Below are 23,287 nucleotides of genomic sequence, written 5' to 3'. Positions count from 1 at the left end.
ACAAAAGGTGGTGAAATACCAGTGGTAAACTTACGCGAAATAAAAGGTCGTATTAATTCTACAAAGAGTACGAAACAAATTACGAAAGCGATGCAGATGGTTTCTTCTTCAAAGTTACGTCGTGCGGAGCAAAATGCTAAAGCGTACGTTCCTTACATGGAAAAAATCCAGGACGTAGTAGGCGCGATTGCAGCAGGTACAAAAGACAGTGGACATCCAATGTTAACTGCTCGTCCTGTAAAGAAAACAGCTTACTTAGTCATTGGTTCTGACCGTGGTCTTGCAGGTGCTTACAACTCAAGTATCCTACGTCAAGTGCAACGTACAATCAACGAGCGTCATAAATCTAAAAACGAATACGTGGTTTTAGCAGTAGGTCGTGTTGTTCGTGATTACTTTGTGAAACGTGATCATAATGTCATCAGCAGTGTTGTTGCTCTTCCTGACCAACCAACATTCGCTGATATTAAAGAAATCGCTCGTAATGCTGTTGGTATGTTCATTGACGGTACGTATGATGAACTTTATATGTACTATAATCACTTTGTCAGCGCAATTGCTAACGAAGTGACAGAGAAAAAACTTCTTCCATTAACAGATATTGCACCTGTAAACAGCAAGGCTTCTTATGAATTTGAACCATCTGGTGAAGCAATTCTTGAAGTATTACTTCCACAATACGCGGAAAGCTTAGTTTATGGCGCACTATTAGATGGAAAAGCAAGTGAACATGCTTCTCGTATGACTGCTATGAAAAATGCAACTGATAATGCATCTGATCTTATCGCAGATCTGTCGTTGCAATATAACCGTGCACGTCAAGCAGCAATTACACAAGAAATTACAGAAATCGTTGGTGGAGCTGCAGCCTTAGAATAGGCTCAGCTCACCAATGTCGTATAAGAATACGATAGGAGGGTACACAGTAATGAATAAAGGACATGTTATTCAAGTAATGGGTCCAGTTGTTGACGTAAAATTCGAAAACGGCCAATTACCAGCAATCTATAACTCATTAACAGTTAAGATTGAACGTCCTAATGAAGAACCAACAATTCTTGCATTAGAAGTTGCACTTCATTTAGGTGATGACTCTGTTCGTACAATTGCAATGTCATCTACTGATGGCTTACAACGTGGAGCAGAAGTAACAGACTCAGGAAAAGCTATCTCAGTACCAGTTGGTGAAGTTACTCTTGGTCGTGTATTCAACGTACTAGGAGAAGTAATCGACTTAGGTGAAGAGATTCCAGCTGATGTTCGTCGTGATTCAATTCACCGCGAAGCACCATCTTTCGATGAACTTTCAACTACTGTTGAAATTCTTGAAACAGGTATCAAAGTTGTAGACTTATTAGCACCATATATCAAAGGTGGTAAAATCGGTCTATTCGGTGGTGCCGGTGTAGGTAAAACAGTATTAATCCAAGAATTAATCAATAACATCGCACAAGAGCACTCAGGTATCTCTGTATTCGCTGGTGTAGGTGAGCGTACTCGTGAAGGGAACGACTTATTCTTCGAGATGAGCGATTCAGGCGTTATCAAGCAAACTGCGATGGTATTCGGTCAAATGAATGAACCACCTGGTGCACGTATGCGTGTAGCATTAACTGGTCTTACAATGGCAGAATACTTCCGTGATGAGCAAGGTGCTGACGTACTTTTATTCATCGACAATATCTTCCGTTTCACGCAAGCAGGTTCTGAGGTTTCTGCCCTATTAGGTCGTATGCCTTCTGCGGTAGGTTACCAACCAACACTTGCAACTGAAATGGGTAAACTACAAGAACGTATCACATCTACTAACAAAGGATCTGTAACTTCTATTCAAGCGATCTATGTACCAGCCGATGACTATACTGACCCGGCTCCTGCTACAACTTTCGCCCACTTAGATGCAACTACTAACCTTGAGCGTAAATTATCAGAAATGGGTATCTACCCTGCGGTTGACCCATTAGCTTCGACTTCTCGTGCATTATCACCTGAAATCGTAGGCGCTGAGCACTATGCTGTGGCTACTGGTGTACAACGTACAATTCAACGTTACCGTGAATTACAAGATATCATTGCTATCTTAGGTATGGATGAATTATCTGATGAAGATAAACAAACAGTAGAACGTGCTCGTCGTATTCAATTCTTCTTATCTCAAAACTTCCACGTTGCGGAACAATTCACTGGTCAAGTAGGTTCTTATGTGCCTGTTAAAGAAACAGTTCGTTCATTCAAGGAAATCCTTGAAGGTAAATACGATCACTTACCAGAAGATGCTTTCCGTTTAGTAGGTTCAATTGAAGAAGTAGTTGAAAAAGCGAAGAGCATGGGCGTAGAGGTTTAATACTAGGGACGAGGAGGAAAAAATATGAAGACAGTTACAGTCAATATTGTCACTCCCGACGGCCCAGTATACGATTCTGAAGTAACAATGGTAATCGCGAAAACAACTTCAGGTGAAATTGGTGTACTTGCCGGCCATATTCCAATGGTAGCTCCACTTGCAATCGGTGCAGTGAAGCTTAAAAAAGAAAATGGCTCAACTGAGCTTGTAGCTGTAAGCGGTGGTTTCATTGAAGTTCGTCCAGAAAAGATTTCAATTTTAGCTCCTTCTGCTGAAGTAGCTGAAAGTATCGATGTGCAACGTGCTAAAGAAGCCGTTAAACGTGCTGAAGGACGTCTTCAAGGTAAACAAGATAACATTGATTTCAAACGTGCTGACCTAGCATTAAAACGTGCGTTGAATCGTATCAACGTTCATGAGGGTAATATCTAATTCAATTTTTAACGGGCAGATTCAATTTCTGCCCGTTTTTTAAATGGAGGAACCAACGTGGAACTATATGAAGCAGTAGGGCAAGAAGCTTTAATGGGTATTGTATCGCATCTATTTTTTATTGCTATTACATTTTACGCTTTGCAGGCCTTCATGTTAGAAAAGCTGTTTAAGAAAAATAAAGTATTTCAAATACAGTTAATTTATATATTGTTGAGTATTGCAATTGGTACGGCCGTATCAAATTTCTTTTTACAAATTTCAAGCTGGTCTGGAAAACTGCCATACCTATTTTAAATTCTATTATGTATAAATGCTCAACTATTTTTAATGGTGTAATTATATACGTACATATTTCAAAGGGCTCCATAAAATGAAATATGAGGTCCTTTGAAATATGTACAAGTATGCTGTAATAAATTTCTTGAATTTTGGTTTTTTGTTTATAAAACTATGGGTATGTATTAGAAATTGAAGCAGTTGTTTCGGGTTATTGGTCATTCACAAAAAAAAAAATAATGCGTACAATAAATAAATAGCAAAATATCAACAAATGCCTTAAAATAGTGATTTTGATGCTTGAACGAGCGTGTGAAAAGTTGTACTATAGAGTTGTTTGTTTACTGAATATGACATTATACATCTTTTTTTAAAATAAATATTCGATAGGTTAAGAGATTGAATTCGGAGGGACGTAGGGTGGAAAAAATTATAGTGACTGGCGGCCAAAAGCTACAGGGAAAAGTTCGTGTAGAGGGCGCAAAAAATGCAGTGTTACCAATCCTAGCAGCAGCTTTACTTGCTTCTAAAGGAGAAAATGTAATTAAAGAAGTCCCTAACTTAGCAGATGTCTATACAATTAACGAAGTATTAAAAAGCCTAAATGCTGATGTTACATATATACCTGAAGAAAATACTGTATATATTGATACAACGAAAGAACTATCTAGTGAAGCTCAGTTTGAATATGTAAGTAAAATGCGTGCTTCAATTTTAGTCATGGGTTCTTTACTTGCTCGAAATGGTTTTGCACGAGTTGCTTTACCGGGAGGTTGTGCAATCGGTTCTCGTCCAATTGAATTACATTTAAAAGGTTTTGAAGCAATGGGCGCAAAGATTTCTTTTGGGCACGGTTATGTAGAAGCGAAGACTGAGGGGCGTTTAAAGGGAGCAAATGTATATTTGGACTTCCCTAGTGTTGGAGCGACAGAAAACATTATGACTGCAGCATCTTTAGCAGTTGGTACGACAGTGATTGAAAATGCTGCAAAAGAGCCTGAAATTGTAGATCTTGCGAACTTCATAAATAGTATGGGTGGTCGTGTCATCGGTGCAGGTACGAATACAATTCGTATTGAAGGTGTCGATACATTATATGGAACAGAACATCATATTATTCCTGACCGTATTGAGGCAGGTACATTTATGGTTGCAGCTGCAATTACTAAGGGTGATGTGACGATTGAAAACGCTGAACCCGAGCATATGACGGCATTAATTGCAAAAATGCGTGAAATGGGTGTAGAAATTATAGAGCTAGATGAAGGGATACGCGTACGTGTACCGAATGCTTTAAAAGCGGTAGATATTAAAACTATGCCACATCCGGGCTTCCCGACAGACATGCAATCACAAATGATGGCGTTAATGTTAACAGCAGAAGGTACGAGTATTATTACAGAAACAGTGTTTGAAAATCGCTTCATGCATGTTGAAGAGTTTCGTCGCATGAATGCTGGTGCTAAAATTGAAGGACGTTCTGTGTTTATCGAAGGGCCTGTAAACCTTCAGGGGGCTGAAGTGATGGCTACAGATTTACGAGCAGCGGCTGCACTAATTTTAGCGGGCCTTGTATCTGAGGGAGTTACGCGTGTTACAAAGCTTCATCACTTAGACCGAGGCTACGTAGATTTCCATGGCAAGCTAGCGTCACTTGGTGCAGATATTGAGCGTGTCGCAACAATGGAAGTTGTTGCAAATGAAAAATCAACAATTCATATTCCAGCCAATTAAATACAATGAAGAACCTTTTGCTAACATGGGGAGCAAAAGGTTTTTTGATGTTGTAAACTAAAATGTTCAAAATTTGTATGAAAACGTGCAGGGACGGGCTGTAAGCCATTAATGATTGAGGGCATGATAGTATTTCCATTTCCTTGCTCACATAAAGAGATAAAATCTAGCATATTATTCCTTATGAAAAAATGGATAATGAGTATAGCAGTTATTTGTTTAATTGGTGCATTATATATGTTGCCAGTGGCATTAAGTGAGAGAAAAGTGGACAATAGTCCTCAGCTAAAGACGGAGCAAGCTTGTGAAATCTATATAGAAGTGGAGGGACAGAAGGAAAAAATCCCTTTAGAAACATATATCACAGGAGTTGTAGCAGCAGAAATGCCTGTTTCGTTTAAAAAAGAGGCATTAAAAGCACAGGCAATTGCGGCAAGGACATATGCGTTAAAAACGACAAATTACGGCAAAGAAACAATCGCGCCAACTGTTGCTAGACAAGTTTTCTATGATGAGGATCAAAGAAAAGCCAATTGGACTAGCAATTTCCCGGGAAATGAAAAGAAAATTGTCGAAGCGATTACAGAAACGAAAGGACAAGTTCTTCTTTATAATAATGAATTAATCACGGCAATGTTTCATTCTACAAGTAATGGTAAAACGGAGAGTGCCTATGGTTATAGCGGCAATGACATTCCGTATTTGCAAAGTGTTGCAAGTAATTCCGATCAATCATCCCCAAAATTTACGGCAATGGAAGAATGGACATTAGCTGAGTGGAATGCTTTATGGCCAATTAAATGGCAAGCAGCTGATTTTAGTCGCTTTCAGCTGTTTTTCAATGACTCAGGGCGTGTTGAACGATTGCAATTAGGTAATAATGTATGGACAGGGCGCGAGGTGCGAACGCTATTAAATTTGCCATCTACTGACTTTACTATTTCATTTGATAAGAATACAGGCAAAGTAGGTGTAACAACCCAAGGATATGGCCATGGCGTAGGGATGAGCCAATATGGTGCAGAGGCGATGGCGAGCGAAGGAAAAAGCGCTGCAGAAATTTTACACTATTATTATCAACAAATTGAGATAAAAACAATAGATGCATGTTTAAAATAACTTCTAGTTGTTCACACTGCAACTAGAGGTGATGAAAATGAGAGAGGATAAAAATAGTAAAACTTCTCAAAAAGAACAGTTACAAAAGAAACCATGGTTTTGGCCAGCAGTGTATGCGGGCGGTGCTCTAATGCTAGCAGGTATGTTATTTGGTTACAATAGTCTCGTATCAAAAGTAGAAGAGGCTCCGTTACCAGATTTAGCACAAGTGGATCCAGGTCCAGTAGTTGAAACCAATGCACGTACTGAAAACATGAAGTATCCATTCAAGGAAACGAATCTTAGTAAAGTACAAGTTTCACAGGAATTTTATGAGCTAGAGGCCAATGAAGAGTCACGTGAGAATGCTTTAATGGTATTTAATCAAACGTTCACAACTTCTTCGGGAATTTCCCTTTCTATGAATGGAGAAGAATTTGAAGTAGTTGCTGCTATGAGTGGTAAAGTACTAGAGGTAAAACTAGATGCATTCACAGGCAATAAAATTGTACTAGAGCATGCGAATGGTATGCAAACGCACTATAGTTCTGTGAAGGACATTGCAGTGAAGGAAGGCGACGAGGTGACACAAGGTCAGGCACTAGGAAAAGCAACTGACAATGAGTGGAATCAAGCAGCTGGCGTTCATATGCATTTTGAAGTGCTAGAAAACGGAAAATATATTAATCCAAAGAAATTACTAGCGTTTTAAAAAACTACATTCGCGCCCGTTCGTTGCTGTCATAGCGCTTTCGCATTGACAAAATATCTGCACGCAAAAAGCGCTGACCTAAAAAAAGCCACGAACTGTGGCTTTTTCGGCGTGAGCACGTAATTTCTAGAGGAATTTGTTTATCGGTGCAAGACAGTTAGCTATGTCAATCATGCGACAACTACTTCATGCATAGCATCGTGGTGGCATCAATCCTTAAATATTAGCGCGCACGATCAGATTTTAATAAAAAAGTTTGCATATTAACGGAAAGTGTAAATCGTGTTCTGAATAGCTTTGTCCTTACATAAGGTGAAGAAATGCGCAGACGTGCATCTGATGCCAAAGCCATTTTGTGAAATTGTGTGGAAAGGACGAAGAACGTGCACGAGCACATTCGGAAGCGCTGCATTCGCCTCGGTGAATTATTGATTGAGACGCGTGAAACTGTGCGTGTCCTCGCGAAAATGACAGGTTATTCAAAAAGTACGGTGCACAAAGATTTAACAGAGCGATTACCTACAATTCATGAAGGATTAGCTGAGCAAGTGAAGGAAATTCTCGCCTACCATAAGGCCGTACGTCACATTCGTGGAGGAGAGGCAACGAAAAACAAGTGGAAAGAAAGAGCGAGTCAAGAGTGATTCGTTCTTTTTTTGTACTATTTTACGTCAATCTATTTAATTGAAGGAAAACATACATATTCACTAAATTTAGGTGAAATTACCAGTAGGTTATGATAAAATATTCTAGATAAACAGATAAAAATGAACGTTATGTAGTTGGAACTGGCGGGAAGGAGAAATTATAAAATGTTTTCGAAAGATATTGGCATTGACTTAGGAACTGCGAACGTATTGATCCACGTAAAAGGGAAGGGAATCGTCCTGAACGAACCATCTGTGGTGGCGATTGATAGAAAGACAAATAAGGTATTAGCGGTAGGGGAAGAAGCTCGCCAAATGGTGGGGCGCACGCCAGGAAATATATCTGCAATTCGTCCATTACGAGATGGCGTAATTGCAGATTTTGATGTTACAGAAGCAATGCTAAGACACTTCATCAATAAATTAAATTTAAAGGGTTTTTTAACAAAGCCACGTATACTAATCTGCTGTCCAACAAATATTACGAGTGTTGAACAAAAGGCTATTCGTGAAGCTGCTGAAAAATCAGGCGGTAAAAAAGTATATTTAGAAGAAGAACCAAAAGTTGCAGCTATAGGTGCAGGCATGGATATTTTCCAACCAAGTGGTAATATGGTCGTTGATATTGGTGGTGGGACAACAGATATCGCAGTCCTATCAATGGGGGATATTGTAACGAGTGAATCTATCAAGGTTGCTGGTGATGTTTTTGATAACGATATTTTGCAGTACATTAAAAAAGAATATAAACTGCTGATTGGTGAACGAACAGCAGAGGCTATTAAAATGACGATTGGTACAGTATTTAAAGGTGGTCGCAGTGACTCTATGGATATTCGTGGTCGTGACATGGTAACAGGCTTGCCTCGCACTATTACTATTCATTCAGAGGAAATTGAACGTGCATTACATGAATCGGTAGCGATGATTGTACAATCGGCAAAAAATGTATTAGAAAAAACACCACCCGAGTTATCGGCGGACATTATTGACCGTGGTGTTATAATTACTGGTGGTGGTGCTTTGCTACACGGCATGGACCAGCTATTAATAGAAGAGTTAAAGGTTCCTGTTTTCATTGCAGAACATCCAATGGATTGTGTTGCAATTGGTACAGGCATTATGCTTGAAAATATTGACCGAGTACCTGCTTCCTTATAATAATAGAATGAGGTGATTCCTTTGTTTAAAGGGTTTTATACAGTAGCAACAGGGATGATTACACAACAAAGAAGAACAGAATTATTAACGAATAACTTATCCAATGCTAATACGCCTGGATTTAAAGCTGACCAATCGACAATTCGTTCATTTCCGGACATGCTTATGTCAAGTGTGGGCAAAACGAATGCACCTGCTAATCAGCAAGCTGGTTCGCAATATATGAGTCAAGTTGGCGCATTGAACACAGGAATATATATGCAGGAAACATTGCCAAATTACATACAAGGCCAAATTTATAGCACAGATTTACCGACAGATATGGCCTTAATCGATGAATACTTACCACAAAATGAAGATGGTGTTAGTGGATCTATTTTCTTTCGTTTAGCTCATCCAGAAGGCGGAGAAGCATATACACGTAACGGAAATTTCACTTTAGATGGTCAAGGTTATTTAGTAAATTCCCAAGGACTATATGTGCTATCTGATGCAGGTCAGCGCATCCAACTACAAAATGACGATTTCCGCTTAGACCAAGACGGGGCCATTTATGTAGACAATCAACAAGTAGCACGTGTTGGTGTATCTTTTGCAGCAAATCCGAACATGCTACAAAAACAAGATAACGGTTTAATTCGTACACAAGATGGTGAAAATTTACCGACTGCTTATGGTGTGAATGGTGTATCCTTTACACTACGTCAAAATTTCCTTGAAGGTTCGAACGTTGATTCTGGTCGCACAATGACAGATTTAATGACAGCATACCGCGCGTTTGAAGCCAATCAAAAAGTATTACAGGCATATGATCGCAGTATGGAAAAGGCTGTCAATGAAATCGGAAAAGTATAACAAGCGAACTGGAGGCATTATCACATGTTACGTACAATGATTACCGCAACAAATACAATGGGTCAATTGCAAAATAAATTAGATACAATTAGTAATAATATTGCTAACAGTAATACACATGGCTATAAAACGCAGGAATCTACTTTCAATGAATTACTCTATCAGCAATTCAATAATGATAAGGAAGATCGTGCTGAGCGACAAACGCCAGTTGGTATCCGCTATGGTGTTGGGGCTATGCTTGGCCAAATTCAAACGAATCATAAACAGGGTTCATTACAAACAACAAATCGCGACCTTGATTTTGCTTTTACAAAATCAAAGCAATATTTTAATATTTTGATGCCAGATGGTGAAAATGGGTCGAAAACAGTGTATACTCGTCAGGGTGACTTTTATTTATCACCATTAAACAATGGCACGGCAATGGTTGTAAATGCTGATGGCTATCCACTTTCAGATGCATCAGGTCAAGCGATTACATTACCAGATAATGTGAGTAGCTTTGCTATCAGCAATGGAGGCGTGTTGGAGGCAACTGATGCGAATGGTAATATTATTCGTACAGATTTAGCAGTAACAGAACTCCAAAAGCCACAATTAATGGAGCATATTTCTGGCACATATATCGGTTTACCGAATAACTTAGCTGAGTTGGGGTATACGCAGGCCGAAGTATTGACAGAATTACAGGGAGCAAATCGTCAGCAAATCGGCATGCAAAGTGGTATGCTTGAAATGTCGAATGTAAATTTATCAAAAGAAATGACAGATTTAATCCAAACGCAGCGCTCGTATCAATTTAATGCCAGAGCCGTAACATTAGCAGACCAAATGCTAGGACTAATTAATGGTATTCGATAGGTTACCTATTTTAAATGCTTAGCTAGAAATGAAGGAGTACAATCTATGACAAACGATTCACGTCGCCGTTCTGTGCCGACAAAAGAAACCGAAACGCCACCAGAAGAGAAGGAACGACGCTCAAATGGAGAGCAACGAGAGGTTCGATGGGTGCAAATACGACTGATTCCGATTTGGTTACGTGTTGTACTTGTTGTTGTTTTAATCGTAATGGCTGCTATCCTAGGTGCAATGGTAGGCTACAGTGTAATAGGTGAAGGTAAAGCAATGGATGTTTTTAAACCAGAAACATGGCAGCATATATTTGACATAATGAATGGTAAAGAATAATAATATTCTTTACCATCCTTTGCGTTATACATAAATACATATTTCGAGGGGGAAAAGAAATGTTAACAGCAGAACAAATTCAAGCAATTTTACCGCATCGTTATCCTTTTTTATTTGTAGATCGTATTGTGGAACTAGAGGAAGGTAAACGTGCAGTAGGCTTAAAAAATGTATCTATTAACGAAGACTTCTTTAATGGACATTTTCCAGGTTACCCAGTAATGCCAGGCGTATTAATCGTAGAAGCATTAGCGCAAGTCGGTGGGGTCGCGTTATTAAATGCAGAGCAATTTAAAGGACGTTTAGCCTTTTTAACTGGTGTCGACAACTGCCGATTTAAACGTCAAGTAGTGCCAGGAGATCAACTTCGTTTGGAAGTGGAATTCGTCAAACTTCGCGGTGCAATGGGCAAAGGACACGGTATTGCCACTGTAGATGGTGAGCTTGTATGTGAGGCAGATATTTTATTTGCGATTGGACCTGAACAGCCAAAACAGGCTTAATTTGCAATTATAGGCTGAAAGTTATAAAATAAAATGAAGTTGAATAATTTTTTATAAATGATTTATGTTCTGAGAGCACAATGGCAAATATGCGATTGTGATTTGAAATACATGTAATTAGAGGTTTTTTAAAACGTAGGAGGATTATATAGATGTATAAGGAATTGTCTTCAGGTGTTAAAATTAGCATTACGCGTTCGATTTCAACATCTTTCGAATCATACTTGGCAAGTATTGGTTGGGATGAAGAGCGCTTTTCTATGGAAGACTTCATTGCTAGCTGGCAGTCTTATTTTCAGGAAAATGCGGCATGGATCGACAAAATCCCAGCAGATGTTTTGATGAGTACTGAATTCCATGAAGAAATGGCTCAAAAAATCGATGAGGTAATTGCCAAAATTTTAAATGAAGAACCAACAGCTAAGCAGGTCGAAACAATTGAGGCTTTGCAAAAAGAGCTAGGTACGAGCTATACATATAACTGTAAAGCAGAAGCAGCTTATATCGAACAGTTGTTAAAAGAAAAACAAAAATAGTTTGTACTAAAATCGGATAGTAACCTTCTTTCCCGGGCAATCTATGTAGGATCACAAATGCACAAGTTGTATTTGCTGACATAGTATCTAACGGAGAAAGGAGGTTTTTTTATGTGGAAAATGTCATTTTTCACCATAATGCTTGCTACTGTATTCCTTGGAGGGTGTAACTGGGGAAACAATGCAACTGAAGAGACTCCCATGGAAGATGTAGGGAACGACATTCGAAGAGGCGTTAATGATGTTGAGAATGCAGTAGACCCAGATCATCCAAATGATGTCTATAATGACCGCGATGTTAATGGTGTCGACCGTGGCACAGTTAACGATAATAATGTAATTCCAGAAGCAACAACACCTGGTTCTAATGCAGATGTAAATAGTTCAAATGGCTATGACAATGTGCCAAATGCGAACGGTGTTGAAAGAAATGACGATATGAACGGTACAAATGGCGCCAATAATAAAGACGTTATTGACGACAATGTTGACGTTCGAGACCGTGACAATAACAGATAATTACTAAAAAAGTGATTCCCATTATACGGAATCACTTTTTTTATGGAAGGAAAAGCCGATGACGATGATTTATACATTGGTAAGTATGAAATTATGGAAGCATAAAAAGATTTGTTACTATTTCATCGATTATACCGCATCAGTGCGGCGCAGTCGTTCTACTTAAGAGAACATAAAAGTAACGATACGTAAAAACTACGCATCGTTACAAAGGTGTATCAGTCATTTTTAAGTTTTGGCCGTTCTTTCATACCATGTGCGAAGCGGTCCAGTAAATCTTCTGATGAAACTCCTTCAGCAAGAAGTTCTGCAAGCAATTGCTCAGCATATTTTGAACGTTTTATCTTTAATGTCCCTTTTAAAAGCACGGAGATATGGTTACCAATCTCCTGTACGGCATGTACTGCTACACGGAAAGGTGCAGGCTCATTATCGGGAGACGAAATAACTGCACGTACGTTGAAAACGGCAGAATCCGCTAATAATTCATCAAAAACTGAGCGGAATTGTTGATCCATAAACAGTTCAAGAATCCAAGATTGATGGCTGTTTTCCTGGTTAATAATAATGCCATCGACTAAAGGAAATGGTTGTATGCCATCTTTGCTAACAAGATCAAAGGAAAGCATTTTAAATGTCTTCATTATGTATCCTCCTAAGTCGGTCATTCCTTTTAGTATAACATAATCGATTAAGCATGGTGTAATTGAGGCTGTCATTGGCCTCTGTACACCCAATTTGTAAAATCGAAAAAAATGCGAAATTTAATTTATTTGAAATTGACGTTACATACTTCGGGTATCTACGTTTGACTAAACAACAGAAGCAAAGAAGAAGAATAAATTTATATAATAATGCCAATTTATGCTTAAAAATCACTATAAATAACAAAAATCGATTTTTGCCAATAGGTGAAGCGCTCATGTAAGATAAGAGCAATTAAAAACAAAGGAGGTGAATCAATGAATCAGGTCGGACTAGTTGGAAGATTAACAAAGGATCCTGTATTACGACAATTATCTGGAAATCGTGTGCAAACACACTTTTCACTTGCCATTAGCCGCAATTATAAAAATAGTCGTGGGGAAGTGGAGGCTGACTTTATTCTTTGCACAGTATGGGGAAAACTGGCAGAGCACATCGTTAAATATTGCGGAAAAGGTTCATTAATTGGTACAAATGGCCGTATTCAGTCAAGATCATTTATAAATGAAGAAAGCTCAAAGATTTATATTACAGAAGTTGTCGTAGATGATGTCCGATTTTATAAGCTCAAGCCACGAGATAGTGATGAGGCAATTTTTCCGCCTCAAACATCCAATGAGCAAAGCAGCTTAAAAGATTTTGTATTGCCAGAAGAAGAAGAGCAGTTACCAGTAGTATAACCGAATTACGTTATACATACGGAGCAAGTTTGAACATTATCTGATCCGCCATTCTCCTATAGCACTTGCACCGTAATCATTTAATTGAAAGGACGGATGTGTACTTAAATAACAGTACCATTGTTGAAGACCGCACAACAATGAGCATTTCACACACAACTAAATATGAAATTGAAGTAAGTAGGAAAATAGTAAAAACATTGTTCACTGATATTTGCAAACTAAAAGAGCGCCAAGAACATTGTGCTCTTGGCGCGTATTATTTACGTTGAAATATTATAATCCAGTGTCATCAAATCACGAAGTTCATGATCTTCCAGTTCCGTTAACCACTGGCTAGATTGAATGAGTTCTTCCGATAATGCAGATTTCTGCGCCAGCATTTTATCAATTTTTTCTTCGATAGTACCGATTGTGACAAACTTATGCACTTGCACAAATTGTGTTTGCCCAATACGATAAGCGCGGTCTGTGGCTTGATTTTCAACCGCAGGATTCCACCAGCGATCGGCATGCAATACATGGTTGGCAGCTGTTAAATTTAGCCCTGTGCCTCCTGCCTTTAAGGAAAGGATGAAGATAGGGAATTGTCCTGCCTGAAAAGCCTCCACCAATCGGTCACGTTGTTGCTTTGGCATAGCACCTGTTAAAAACGGAGCATCAACATTATGCAATTCACTGAAGCAATGCTGTAGCAATTGCCCCATACCAATATACTGCGTGAAAATGAGGCATTGCTCGCCATTGTCCACGATTTCCGCCGCCATTTGTACGATACGTTCTAATTTAGTAGAACGTGTTAGCATCGTAGTGGCATCCTCGAACGGTTCCTTTAAATAGAGGGCAGGATGATTACATAATTGTTTCAATTTACTGAGCATTTTTAAGACACGGCCTTTTTTCTGAAAGCCTGTTAATTGCTCTAGCTGATCAAGCGTCTCTAAAATATAGCCTTCATAAAGAGATGCTTGCTCAGTTGTTAATGGGCAGTAAGCGTGGGATTCTTGCTTATCCGGTAAATTAAGCTGTAAATTAGGATCACGTTTTGTTCGGCGTAGTAAAAATGGTTGTATTTTCGCACGAAGCTTTTGTTTATGTGGCTCAGACTCATCGCGTTCAATTGGTAAAATAAAATCCTCATTAAAGCGACCGAAGCTACCTAAATAACCTTTATGGATAAAATCAAATATAGCCCACAGCTCTGATAAGCGGTTTTCAACAGGTGTACCTGTCAGTGCAATATGGTGTTTCCCGTGTAATTTGCGAATGGAGCGAGATTGTAACGTCTGCATATTTTTAATATTCTGTGCCTCATCGAGTACAACTGCTGTCCAGTCAATTTCCTGTAAAAATTCAGTATCTTGAGACACAGTACCATAGGTAGATAAAATAACATGCGGCTTCTCTTGCTCAACAAGTTGTACAAAAGTATCTTCCTTCGCTCGATTTGCTTGATAATGCGTATGCACAATTAAGGATGGCGCGAAACGGGCAAGTTCCTTTTGCCAGTTGCCGAGTACCGATGTTGGACAAATAATAATGGATGGCATAGGTGAATCTATCGTTTCATTAACATGCAGCAGGTACGAAATAAGCTGAACGGTTTTACCAAGACCCATATCGTCAGCTAAACAAGCGCCGAAACCTTGTTCACGCATAAAAATAAGCCATTCAAAGCCTTCTTGCTGATAAGGGCGTAGCTCTGCTTGCAGTGAAACTGGCAGTGGAACAGATGGCAAACCTTTTTTCTCTTGTAGCTGTTCCATATAGGATTTCAGAGATTGCTGCAATTCAAAAGCAAAGAGAGGATCATCTCGTAACGCATCATCAGCATCCTCCTCCTCTAGTGGGAGCGATAAATCCTCTGGTAACTCACGGAATAGTAACTCGCGAACAGTCCAGCTCTCATCTTCAGCTTGTTGCATCAATTCGCGCATTTCCTGCATCCAATTAGCATCTACACGAAACCATTCTGTACCAATGCGTATAAACTCACGTTTTTCATCTACCAGTTTTTTAAATTGCTCAGGAGAAATTGACTCACCGTTCATGGAGAACTGCCATTTAAATGTTAATATATCATCTAATCCAGCCACCTTTTTAGTGGATACATTACCAGTACTTACACGCACACGCATTTTTGATTGTTTTAAATCCTTTAGCCAAGCAGGTAGCACAACATCAAAGCCAAGTGCCTGTATCCTAGCTAAATCTTCACGTAAAAAAGTGCGAACCTCTAAATCTTCAAGGGTCTCATGTATAAAAATATCGCTTCGTATATCGTCAATTGACAGGAGTTCCACGATTTGTGTTTGTTGCTGTACAATATCATGCGCAAATTCCTGCCACTTTGTCGGTAACGCATCTACGATTGGTAGTGATTGCTTGCGAATAGCAGGTGTCCAATAATTTTTTGTCGTAGCCGTGCTAAGGACTGTTTCTAACAACCATACGTCGGAGTCTTCCTCAGGCTCACTTAAACGGAGTGACGCCATAACAGTGCCTGTCTGACGGTCCTGCTCAATTGGCCAGCCTCCGCGCATGAAGAATGGTAATAACTTTGGTAAATCTGATAACAATAATCCTGCATGCATAAGCTTTTGCTGTACTGCTGTTTCAAGTAGGTGCGTATCAACCCCGTCTATAGGAAATGACAGAGAAGAAAAATCATCAGCAATACTGGCATGCTCCCACAGTGTAGAATCTTGCCAGTACACCTGCAATGCAGACACTTTTTCTAATAATAAGTGACTCTCTTCATTTATCCCATGCCATTCAATAAAGGGATGCTGATAGCGAGTAGAAAAGATATCGAGTAGCTCTGCAGTAGAAACCTCGAGGGAAAGATCTGTACGATTGGCCAGTAAGCCATAGACATTTGTTTCATAGTTAAAAAACAATGCAGAAACAAGTGAGCTTGCTTCCATTGCTACACCACCAGCAGTAAAGCCCTGTAACGCAAAGTAACCATCTTGAGTTGTCTCAATACGGAGCTGTATTTTTTTCATAAACGGAGAGGTAGCATTTAAAGTCATTATACTAAGTTTCCTTTCTCAATCTCTTCCTGTAATGCACGCAGTCGTTTAAACTCTGCACGTATTGTTTGCATATAGGTTTCAAAATAACCAGCTTTGCCGGCACGTTTTGCAGCACTACGCATACTTTTCCAGATACGAACCGCCTGTTTATAATTCATACGTGATTTTTGGGTAATCTCTGCCATTGCATACACATGATACAGAGGTAGTACAGTCGCCGGAGATACCTGTAGCACATCTTTTAATCCGCACATTTCTAAATAAGAAAGGGAAGAAAGGTTTAATTGATGCAAGGCTGCCCATTCACGATAACGCTCTTTTTTAATAAGGAAGAACGAAAATGGCTGAAGACCATATACACCAAAGGCACTGTATAGTGAAGTCTCTTCTTCGTCAGTCAGTTGGATGTCTTCGTATAATAATTGAAACTGGCGTACATATTGGGCTCGTTGTACAACTGGCACAGTGTCCTGTAAAAAACCTTCTGCAAAGGGTAGCATCGCACGTAAGATGGCTGCTTGTGCATGTGGCTCTCCAGCACGCTTTGCGAAAGTAGCAAGCTCAAATAAGTCGTTCATGTTCTCATGGTTAACATGTGCAATGTTTTTTTCTAATAGCTGTTCTTTTTGTAAAAGGACGTAAAACAGGAGCTTCAACGATTGTAAAGATATCTCAGACGAAGTATGTCCAAGTTCGTTGAGAAGTGCTAGTTCTTGTTCACGTCGAGGCTTCTCATAAAAAAGCACAGCCCATAGCAGCATGTAGATTTGTAGTCGACTGGCAAATAATTCGCGCCGTTCTAATAAAAAGTCCCGTACAATTTGTTGGAGCGCATCATAAAAAGGATCCGTCGCAAAAAGGCGTGAGCGTCCATTAAGCTCCGTCATTGTACTTTCAAAAGATTGAATACTTTGATCAATAAAATATTTCATATAGGGTGAATCAAGTGAATGACCTGGTGTTTCATTTAAATGACGCCATATTGTATTGAAGATTGTCAACTCCATAAAAAGTTTATAAAGTGGCTGCCATTCACGTTCAAAGGGCATATGCTTGCGAAGACGCTCCAGTGCATCTGTGCGAATAGCAGATAGAGCATAGCCATCGAGTATACGACCAGGTGGCAATATCCGTTTCATTACCTCATTGGCCATTAATTGCCAACTTTCTGGACTACGTTCATCGGCAAGCGTTTTTAACTGTACGGATTTTTGTGCGCGCCAAGCACTTGACCAATTCTGCACGGAATCAAAGTACTGATAAAGTGCAAGTAATGCACCAAGCTGATGGCGACACCATTTTAGCTGGGGGCAATTACAGAATAATGTTTCGTGTACAAAATCAATTTCTACGGAAGCGGGTCTGACATCCTGTACACTTGCATATAATATAGAACTTGCGCTATTAAAACGTTCAAATGCAATAGATTTATTACGTACTGAAAAAACTGCGCGACGCACAAGCTCCTCATCTTCGGTTGAGGAAGGATGTAAATCCTGCTCAGCCTCTTTTAATTTTGCAAGTACAAATTGCTGATGTTCCTTAGCTAGTTGCGAAATAGACAAAGCCATAACTCCACTCCTCTCAATTAAATCTGTTGCTCGTTAAAGTTTTATTTTAGATGATTTTTCATTGTCACTGTTTATCAGGTAAAAAAGACTGTCCTCCCATTATACGATTAAATTGGGGACATGATAAGCTGAATGATTATAAAGAAAAAATTTGAAGTAAAGAATAGTTAACAAGTGGATTTATTTATGTTAAAATCTGAATAATCAGATAATTTAGGAGGGGATGAAAGATGATGCAAGTTCAATACATGAAGCCATTTTACACAAAAATTACTGGAGATAAATTGCGTCTCGTATTTGCTTATCAATATTTCTCTATTTTAAAAGAGAATGAGATTTTCCATTTCATACCCATCGAAGGAAAAGAAATGATCATCAACTTGCATACACAACAAATCGAAAATTTATCTGAGGTATTCGTTTTCCAAAAAGGAAATCGATTCATTCGTTTACCACTCTATCAATTATTACTCATTACTAATGTACATGAGCATCTAGCACCCATCCTTGAAAGCGCTACACCGAAACCGCAAATACCCCTTGTTTCTTCTGTAACAGTGGGTGAGGTGGAGCAACTAATAATCGAAATAGAGCAAAAAAACTTTGATTATTTAATCGATATGGCACTGTTAGATCACAATGAGGATCTCTTTTATAAACTACTACAACAAAAGAGCAATCAACTCGGAGGTTTCAAACCTTGAATACTTGGCACATGGAATGAGCACCCACTTTCATTGAAAAGAAATGGGTGTTTTTATATTTCTTTTATAGAACTAAGGTCAATCGCCACTAAAAGAATGATGACACACTTAACAGAAATTACCTTAGACCGATATTAATACAAAGACAATTCATGGAGGTGGTAAAGTAATGCTTGGCAAGTGGTCAGCTACAGGAATGTCGATACTACGCAATATGAACCAACATTACAATGCAATGAGCAAATCGATGTTGCGTATTTCCTCAGGATACCGCATAAATAGTGCAGCTGATGATCCAGCGGGACTAGCAATTTCTGAAAAGATGCGTGCGCAAATTCGAGGATTGAATATGGCATCGAAAAATATTCAGGATGGTATTTCACTTGTTCAAACGGCAGAAGGCGCACTGAATGAAACCCATGCCATGGTTCAGCGCATGCGTGAGCTAGCAGTCCAGGCCGCTAATGATACATTGACGGATAGTGATCGTCAGCAGCTTGATTTGGAATTTCAGGAATTAAAAAAGGAAATACAACGTCTCTCTAAAGATACCGAGTTTAATACAAAGACATTACTAAATGGTGACTACACAACGAACGGCATTAAAATTCAGGCAGGTGCGAATGCTGGCCAAAATATTGAGTTGCATATTAATGATATGGGAGCAGGAGCGCTTGGTTTGGATGGGACAACCTCTATTGCTACGCGAGAAGACGCGGACAAGGCTATTGCTACGTTGGATGAATCTTTAAAGCGAGTATCCAACGAGCGTTCACGGCTAGGTGCCTACCAAAATCGACTTGAGCATGCCTATAATGCGAACATGAACACGGCCGAAAATTTAACAGCAGCTGAGTCACGTATTCGTGATGCAGATATTGCAAAAGAAATGATGAGCATGGTAAAAGCACAAATTTTATTACAGGCAGGTCAATATGTATTGGCGCTTCATATGCAACAGGCGCAATCTATCTTAAAATTGTTAGATAGCGGAAAGATAAGGAATCCCCGATACTAATGGCGGTTCCTTTTTTCATGGAGAAATCGCCGGTAAAAGTGTGAATATCGCTGATAAAAAGTGCAAACAACGCCGGTAAACCCTGAAAAACTGCTGCTAAAAGTGCAAGTAGCACCAATAGACCATCAAACTTTGCACATTTACACTTAGAAAACGGGGCAAATTTTTAATTTGAAGCAACTAGTATTTTTCCATTCCTATTCTTGCTATAGTTTGTAGAAAAGGAGTGATGTCTGTGATTGTTAAACCATTTGCGCCTTCACCACATTCACACTTGGACTGCAAGCACTCGTAGCTCGTCTACCGTCAACACATCCACAGTACCAAAAATTACAAAGGGAACTAAAAAAGAAGAAAGCGGGTGATTTTGGCGAGCAATATATACTGAACGAGCTTCAAAAATTACAACCACTCAGCGATTGCCACATATTCCACAATGTTATAATTCCTACTATTCTCCCGATGCAAATCGATATTTTGATTATTACCCCAAGCGGCATCATTATTTTAGAAATAAAAAATATTCGAGGAACCTTACATTTCAAAAATAATCCTCGTCAGCTTATCCGTACCACGGAAACAGGAGAAGTTCATACTTTTACACATCCTGAAATTCAACTTCAGCAGTATATGCAAGCAATGCTGCATTTCTTAGACACTTATCACATTACTATGCCCGTATATGGCGCAATAGTTTTTCCTTTCAATAATGTAGATGTTCATGGAGAGGGAAACGGATTGCCAATCGTCATGGGGAAAGAGCTGCCATTGTATATCTATAAGTTCATAACACAGAAACTTGATATTGCTATGGACGATATACTGCACATCATTTTGTCACAGTTGCAGCAAAAGAATCCGTTTCCACTTTGCCGATACTATCATATTGAACCGTCTGTTTTGCAAAGGGGTGTTTATTGTGAAAATTGCGGTCAGTTTGGCATGCAGAAATTAAAAGCAACATGGTTTTGTCAGAAGTGTGAACATCGATGTAAAGAGGCACATGTGTCGGCGCTCAAGGATTTTTATATGCTTGTGGGCGATACGATGACGAACAGAGAATGTCGCGATTTTTTGAAAATCGATAGCCCATATGTAACAAAACGCTTAATGCAAAGATTATTACTAACCCGTAGTGGCAATGGTAAAAGTACAAAATACAATCTTTCGCTTTTAAATGGAAATCGCTGATAAAAGAACAAAAACCGCTGATATCCCCGCAAAAAATGCTGATAAAACACAAATACAACTAGCCGACACCCCAACCTAAGTAAATAGAGCACATAAAACGCTCCAAAATGACAAATTGATTCACACTTTCCCTTGAAAGATGTATACTATTATGCAGAACAAAAATGCGATTGCATTTACACAACATATATAAAATTAATGACTACTCGTTTTTGAAACGGAAGGAAGAATAGAGAATGACTAAATCAATTTGTGTCGTTGGACTTGGCTATATCGGTTTACCAACGGCTGTAATGTTCGCCAACCACGGCATAAAAGTACATGGGGTGGACGTAAACCCAGCAGCAGTAAAAAGTATACAAGAGAAAAAACTTCATATAGAAGAAAACGGTTTACAGGAGCGTCTGAACAAAGCCGTAGATGAAGGATTTTTAACAGCATCAACTACACCGCAGGAAGCGGACGTATTCATCGTCGCTGTTCCATCACCGATTAATCCTGACAATACAGCTAATTTAGAATATGTGCGTCAAGCAACTGCTTCCATAGTACCTTTTGTGAAAAAAGGAAATCTTGTAATTCTTGAATCAACAGTACCACCGAAAACAGTGGAACATGTGATGTTACCAGAGCTGATTAAAGCAAACCTTGAATTCGGTGTTGATTTATTTGTAGCCCATTCACCAGAGCGTGTAATTCCAGGTCGTATTTTTGAAGAATTAGTGAACAACGACCGTATTGTTGGTGGGATCGATGAGAAATCATCACAAATGACAAAAGAGCTTTACCAAACCTTTGTGAATGGCACAATCCACCTTACAGATGCAACAACTGCTGAATTAGTAAAAGTAATGGAAAACACATATCGTGATGTCAATATTGCCTTTGCCAACGAGTTAGCGAAAATGGCAGAGAAACTGGACGTAAATATTTGGGAAGCGATTAAATTTGCGAACTACCACCCACGCGTAAATGTCCATTTCCCTGGCCCTGGTGTTGGCGGTCACTGTATAGCAGTTGACCCTTGGTTCCTTGTGGAGCTAGGTGGCGAGCAAGCACAAATCATTCACCTGTCTCGTAATACCAATGACAGTATGCCAAGCCATACAGCGCAAAAAACACAAGCTATCTTAAATCAACACAAAATTGCGGGTGGCAAAGTAGCAGTTCTTGGACTAGCCTTCAAAGGAAATGTTGATGATATGCGCGAAAGTCCATCAACAATTGTGATTGATGAACTACAAAATTTAGGCTTAGATGTAATTTCATATGATCCACACATTAAAGAAAACAAACATGCTACACAAACGCAAAGCCTAGAGGAAGCAACGAAAGACGCTGACATCATTGTTGTGTTAACAGACCACAATGAATTCAAAGCACTAAATGCAGCTGACATTACAGCAAAAACAAAAATTGTCTTCGATACGAAAAACTGCTTAAACCGTGAAAATTGGCAAGAAGCGTGCTTTGAATTCCATCTACTAGGGGATGCGAAGAACCGATGAAAGAAACAGTACTTGGCATAAACGTCAATACCGAGGGCTACGATGAATTAATGGATATGGCATTTGAGCGCATTGAACAAAAACAAAAAGCGCTCGTCGTTGCCATCAATCCAGAAAAAATTATCAAGGCAAAAGAAGACCCTGCTCTAAAGAAACTATTAAATGAAGCGGAATTTCAAATTCCGGATGGCATTGGTGTCATCTTAGCGTCAAAAATACAAAAAGGGCAAATTCGTCAACGCGTGACGGGCGTCGATATGATGATGAAGCTTTGCGAAGAAGCGGCAAAACGTGGTAAGCCTATTTTCCTTTATGGGGGCAAGCCAGGTGTAGCAGATGCGGCGAAAGCAAAGCTCGAATCATTATTTCCTTCTATTAAAATAGTCGGCATACAGGACGGCTATGAAAAAGACGAGCAGAAGGTCATTGACCGTATTAACGAAGCACAGCCTGATTTACTTTTTGTAGCAATGGGCAGTCCTAAGCAAGAAAATTGGATTAATGCCAATCGTAATCAATTGCATCCAACGATTTATCAAGGCGTGGGTGGTTCATTCGATGTACTTGCGGGTACAGTGAAGCGGGCACCAGAAATTTTCCAGAAATTTGGCCTTGAATGGTTTTACCGTTTACTTAAAGAACCTAAGCGTATCAAGCGTCAAGTGGCACTTCCGTTATTTTTACTGGAAGTGGCTAGACAGAAACGGCAGTAATTTTTAAAAAATGGTATTGTCGTTTTAAATTGAAAGTGTTAGACTGTAGGTGTATAGGAATTTCCTCTATGAAATATATAGAATTCCCTGCAAGGAAACAACGGTTGGTAGCCCAAGCGAAAAAAGCTCAAGCATATTATATGCT

Annotated in this window: 24 protein-coding genes; 21 read left to right on the top strand and 3 right to left on the bottom strand. The window is 39.2% G+C overall.

The genetic code is table 11. From position 1 onward, the window contains the following. Positions 1–21 precede the first annotated feature (21 nt). The 15 genes from atpG to C9J35_RS04945 all read left to right on the top strand — a co-directional run bounded on the left by atpG (position 22) and on the right by C9J35_RS04945 (position 12,014). Positions 22–879: an ATP synthase F1 subunit gamma gene (gene atpG / locus C9J35_RS05020; protein ID WP_107923657.1), complete on the top strand. Its 858-nt coding sequence runs from the start codon at positions 22–24 to the stop codon at positions 877–879. A gap of 49 nt (positions 880–928) precedes the next feature. Then, complete coding sequence (gene atpD, locus C9J35_RS05015) at positions 929–2,344, top strand: F0F1 ATP synthase subunit beta (RefSeq protein ID WP_054767379.1); 1,416 nt, start codon at positions 929–931, stop codon at positions 2,342–2,344. Positions 2,345–2,368: 24 nt separating this feature from the next. Then, the gene (locus C9J35_RS05010; RefSeq protein WP_107923656.1) at positions 2,369–2,776 is read left to right on the top strand and encodes a F0F1 ATP synthase subunit epsilon; all 408 of its coding nucleotides are present in this window, start codon (positions 2,369–2,371) and stop codon (positions 2,774–2,776) included. Between the two features lie 57 nt (positions 2,777–2,833). Beyond that, on the top strand, positions 2,834–3,073 hold the full coding sequence (locus C9J35_RS05005) for a DUF1146 family protein (protein ID WP_107923655.1): 240 nt from the start codon (positions 2,834–2,836) through the stop codon (positions 3,071–3,073). Between the two features lie 402 nt (positions 3,074–3,475). Further along, the gene (murA, locus tag C9J35_RS05000; RefSeq protein ID WP_107923654.1) at positions 3,476–4,789 is read left to right on the top strand and encodes a UDP-N-acetylglucosamine 1-carboxyvinyltransferase; all 1,314 of its coding nucleotides are present in this window, start codon (positions 3,476–3,478) and stop codon (positions 4,787–4,789) included. A 183-nt stretch (positions 4,790–4,972) separates the two neighbouring features. Further along, positions 4,973–5,908 carry a stage II sporulation protein D gene (gene spoIID / locus C9J35_RS04995; protein ID WP_107923653.1) on the top strand — a complete coding sequence of 312 codons (936 nt, stop codon included), beginning with the start codon at positions 4,973–4,975 and terminating at the stop codon, positions 5,906–5,908. Between the two features lie 37 nt (positions 5,909–5,945). Beyond that, the gene (locus C9J35_RS04990) at positions 5,946–6,599 is read left to right on the top strand and encodes a M23 family metallopeptidase (protein WP_054767381.1); all 654 of its coding nucleotides are present in this window, start codon (positions 5,946–5,948) and stop codon (positions 6,597–6,599) included. Between the two features lie 383 nt (positions 6,600–6,982). After that, complete coding sequence (locus tag C9J35_RS04980) at positions 6,983–7,243, top strand: sporulation transcriptional regulator SpoIIID (RefSeq protein WP_010858004.1); 261 nt, start codon at positions 6,983–6,985, stop codon at positions 7,241–7,243. A gap of 168 nt (positions 7,244–7,411) precedes the next feature. Further along, positions 7,412–8,407 (top strand): rod shape-determining protein, encoded by a 996-nt coding sequence (locus tag C9J35_RS04975; RefSeq protein ID WP_107923652.1) that lies wholly within the window; start codon positions 7,412–7,414, stop codon positions 8,405–8,407. Positions 8,408–8,428: 21 nt separating this feature from the next. Further along, complete coding sequence (locus C9J35_RS04970; protein ID WP_107923651.1) at positions 8,429–9,262, top strand: flagellar hook-basal body protein; 834 nt, start codon at positions 8,429–8,431, stop codon at positions 9,260–9,262. A 24-nt stretch (positions 9,263–9,286) separates the two neighbouring features. Then, a complete protein-coding gene (locus C9J35_RS04965) occupies positions 9,287–10,126 on the top strand; it encodes a flagellar hook-basal body protein (protein ID WP_107923650.1) in 840 nt (279 codons plus the stop codon). A 45-nt stretch (positions 10,127–10,171) separates the two neighbouring features. Beyond that, positions 10,172–10,456, top strand: coding sequence for a DNA-directed RNA polymerase subunit beta (locus tag C9J35_RS04960; protein ID WP_054767382.1), 285 nt, complete (start codon positions 10,172–10,174; stop codon positions 10,454–10,456). A 59-nt stretch (positions 10,457–10,515) separates the two neighbouring features. Next, on the top strand, positions 10,516–10,959 hold the full coding sequence (gene fabZ / locus C9J35_RS04955; protein WP_107923649.1) for a 3-hydroxyacyl-ACP dehydratase FabZ: 444 nt from the start codon (positions 10,516–10,518) through the stop codon (positions 10,957–10,959). 152 nt (positions 10,960–11,111) lie between these two features. Next, on the top strand, positions 11,112–11,495 hold the full coding sequence (locus C9J35_RS04950) for a hypothetical protein (protein WP_054767383.1): 384 nt from the start codon (positions 11,112–11,114) through the stop codon (positions 11,493–11,495). A gap of 111 nt (positions 11,496–11,606) precedes the next feature. Next, positions 11,607–12,014, top strand: coding sequence for a hypothetical protein (locus C9J35_RS04945; RefSeq protein ID WP_054767384.1), 408 nt, complete (start codon positions 11,607–11,609; stop codon positions 12,012–12,014). A gap of 218 nt (positions 12,015–12,232) precedes the next feature. Here C9J35_RS04945 and C9J35_RS04940 read toward each other — a convergent pair whose 3' ends face one another. After that, a complete protein-coding gene (locus tag C9J35_RS04940; RefSeq protein WP_054767385.1) occupies positions 12,233–12,658 on the bottom strand; it encodes a YwpF-like family protein in 426 nt (141 codons plus the stop codon). Positions 12,659–12,976: 318 nt separating this feature from the next. Between C9J35_RS04940 and C9J35_RS04935 the strand changes: the two genes are divergently transcribed. After that, positions 12,977–13,399: a single-stranded DNA-binding protein gene (locus C9J35_RS04935; protein ID WP_054767386.1), complete on the top strand. Its 423-nt coding sequence runs from the start codon at positions 12,977–12,979 to the stop codon at positions 13,397–13,399. A gap of 263 nt (positions 13,400–13,662) precedes the next feature. On the opposite strand, the gene C9J35_RS04930 is transcribed toward C9J35_RS04935, so the two are convergent. Both C9J35_RS04930 and C9J35_RS04925 read right to left on the bottom strand, forming a co-directional pair. Then, a complete protein-coding gene (locus tag C9J35_RS04930; protein WP_107923648.1) occupies positions 13,663–16,434 on the bottom strand; it encodes a DEAD/DEAH box helicase in 2,772 nt (923 codons plus the stop codon). Beyond that, the gene (locus C9J35_RS04925; RefSeq protein WP_107923647.1) at positions 16,434–18,008 is read right to left on the bottom strand and encodes a hypothetical protein; all 1,575 of its coding nucleotides are present in this window, start codon (positions 18,006–18,008) and stop codon (positions 16,434–16,436) included. The genes C9J35_RS04930 and C9J35_RS04925 overlap by 1 nt, the downstream gene beginning before the upstream one ends. 230 nt (positions 18,009–18,238) lie before the next feature. Here C9J35_RS04925 and C9J35_RS04920 point away from each other — a divergent pair, with 230 nt between their 5' ends. The 5 genes from C9J35_RS04920 to C9J35_RS04900 all read left to right on the top strand — a co-directional run bounded on the left by C9J35_RS04920 (position 18,239) and on the right by C9J35_RS04900 (position 23,142). Beyond that, a complete protein-coding gene (locus C9J35_RS04920) occupies positions 18,239–18,712 on the top strand; it encodes a transcriptional regulator (RefSeq protein ID WP_107923646.1) in 474 nt (157 codons plus the stop codon). Between the two features lie 169 nt (positions 18,713–18,881). Continuing rightward, a complete protein-coding gene (locus tag C9J35_RS04915; RefSeq protein ID WP_107923645.1) occupies positions 18,882–19,730 on the top strand; it encodes a flagellin N-terminal helical domain-containing protein in 849 nt (282 codons plus the stop codon). 249 nt (positions 19,731–19,979) lie between these two features. Next, on the top strand, positions 19,980–20,921 hold the full coding sequence (locus tag C9J35_RS04910) for a nuclease-related domain-containing protein (protein ID WP_107923644.1): 942 nt from the start codon (positions 19,980–19,982) through the stop codon (positions 20,919–20,921). Between the two features lie 236 nt (positions 20,922–21,157). Next, a complete protein-coding gene (locus tag C9J35_RS04905) occupies positions 21,158–22,429 on the top strand; it encodes a nucleotide sugar dehydrogenase (protein WP_107923643.1) in 1,272 nt (423 codons plus the stop codon). Beyond that, positions 22,426–23,142 (top strand): WecB/TagA/CpsF family glycosyltransferase, encoded by a 717-nt coding sequence (locus C9J35_RS04900; RefSeq protein WP_107923642.1) that lies wholly within the window; start codon positions 22,426–22,428, stop codon positions 23,140–23,142. Before C9J35_RS04905 ends, C9J35_RS04900 begins: the two co-directional genes overlap by 4 nt. The last annotated feature ends 145 nt before the right edge of the window (positions 23,143–23,287 follow it).

Origin of the sequence: Lysinibacillus parviboronicapiens (genome assembly GCF_003049575.1) — a bacterium.
Lineage (GTDB): Bacteria > Bacillota > Bacilli > Bacillales_A > Planococcaceae > Lysinibacillus > Lysinibacillus parviboronicapiens.
The sequence above is the reverse complement of the archived record's forward strand: the minus strand, read 5'-3'. Positions and strand labels throughout refer to the sequence as shown.

Coding starts and splice junctions, on each gene's coding strand:
- C9J35_RS04930 (WP_107923648.1), bottom strand. CDS start 16,434: ATGACTTTAAATGCTACCTCTCCGTTTATGAAAAAAATACAGCTCCGT.
- C9J35_RS04940 (WP_054767385.1), bottom strand. CDS start 12,658: ATGAAGACATTTAAAATGCTTTCCTTTGATCTTGTTAGCAAAGATGGC.
- C9J35_RS04905 (WP_107923643.1), top strand. CDS start 21,158: ATGACTAAATCAATTTGTGTCGTTGGACTTGGCTATATCGGTTTACCA.
- C9J35_RS04925 (WP_107923647.1), bottom strand. CDS start 18,008: ATGGCTTTGTCTATTTCGCAACTAGCTAAGGAACATCAGCAATTTGTA.
- C9J35_RS04965 (WP_107923650.1), top strand. CDS start 9,287: ATGTTACGTACAATGATTACCGCAACAAATACAATGGGTCAATTGCAA.
- C9J35_RS04975 (WP_107923652.1), top strand. CDS start 7,412: ATGTTTTCGAAAGATATTGGCATTGACTTAGGAACTGCGAACGTATTG.
- C9J35_RS04915 (WP_107923645.1), top strand. CDS start 18,882: ATGCTTGGCAAGTGGTCAGCTACAGGAATGTCGATACTACGCAATATG.
- fabZ (WP_107923649.1), top strand. CDS start 10,516: ATGTTAACAGCAGAACAAATTCAAGCAATTTTACCGCATCGTTATCCT.
- C9J35_RS04945 (WP_054767384.1), top strand. CDS start 11,607: ATGTGGAAAATGTCATTTTTCACCATAATGCTTGCTACTGTATTCCTT.
- C9J35_RS04900 (WP_107923642.1), top strand. CDS start 22,426: ATGAAAGAAACAGTACTTGGCATAAACGTCAATACCGAGGGCTACGAT.
- C9J35_RS04960 (WP_054767382.1), top strand. CDS start 10,172: ATGACAAACGATTCACGTCGCCGTTCTGTGCCGACAAAAGAAACCGAA.
- spoIID (WP_107923653.1), top strand. CDS start 4,973: ATGAAAAAATGGATAATGAGTATAGCAGTTATTTGTTTAATTGGTGCA.
- C9J35_RS04935 (WP_054767386.1), top strand. CDS start 12,977: ATGAATCAGGTCGGACTAGTTGGAAGATTAACAAAGGATCCTGTATTA.
- C9J35_RS04950 (WP_054767383.1), top strand. CDS start 11,112: ATGTATAAGGAATTGTCTTCAGGTGTTAAAATTAGCATTACGCGTTCG.
- C9J35_RS05010 (WP_107923656.1), top strand. CDS start 2,369: ATGAAGACAGTTACAGTCAATATTGTCACTCCCGACGGCCCAGTATAC.
- C9J35_RS04990 (WP_054767381.1), top strand. CDS start 5,946: ATGAGAGAGGATAAAAATAGTAAAACTTCTCAAAAAGAACAGTTACAA.
- C9J35_RS04920 (WP_107923646.1), top strand. CDS start 18,239: ATGATGCAAGTTCAATACATGAAGCCATTTTACACAAAAATTACTGGA.
- atpD (WP_054767379.1), top strand. CDS start 929: ATGAATAAAGGACATGTTATTCAAGTAATGGGTCCAGTTGTTGACGTA.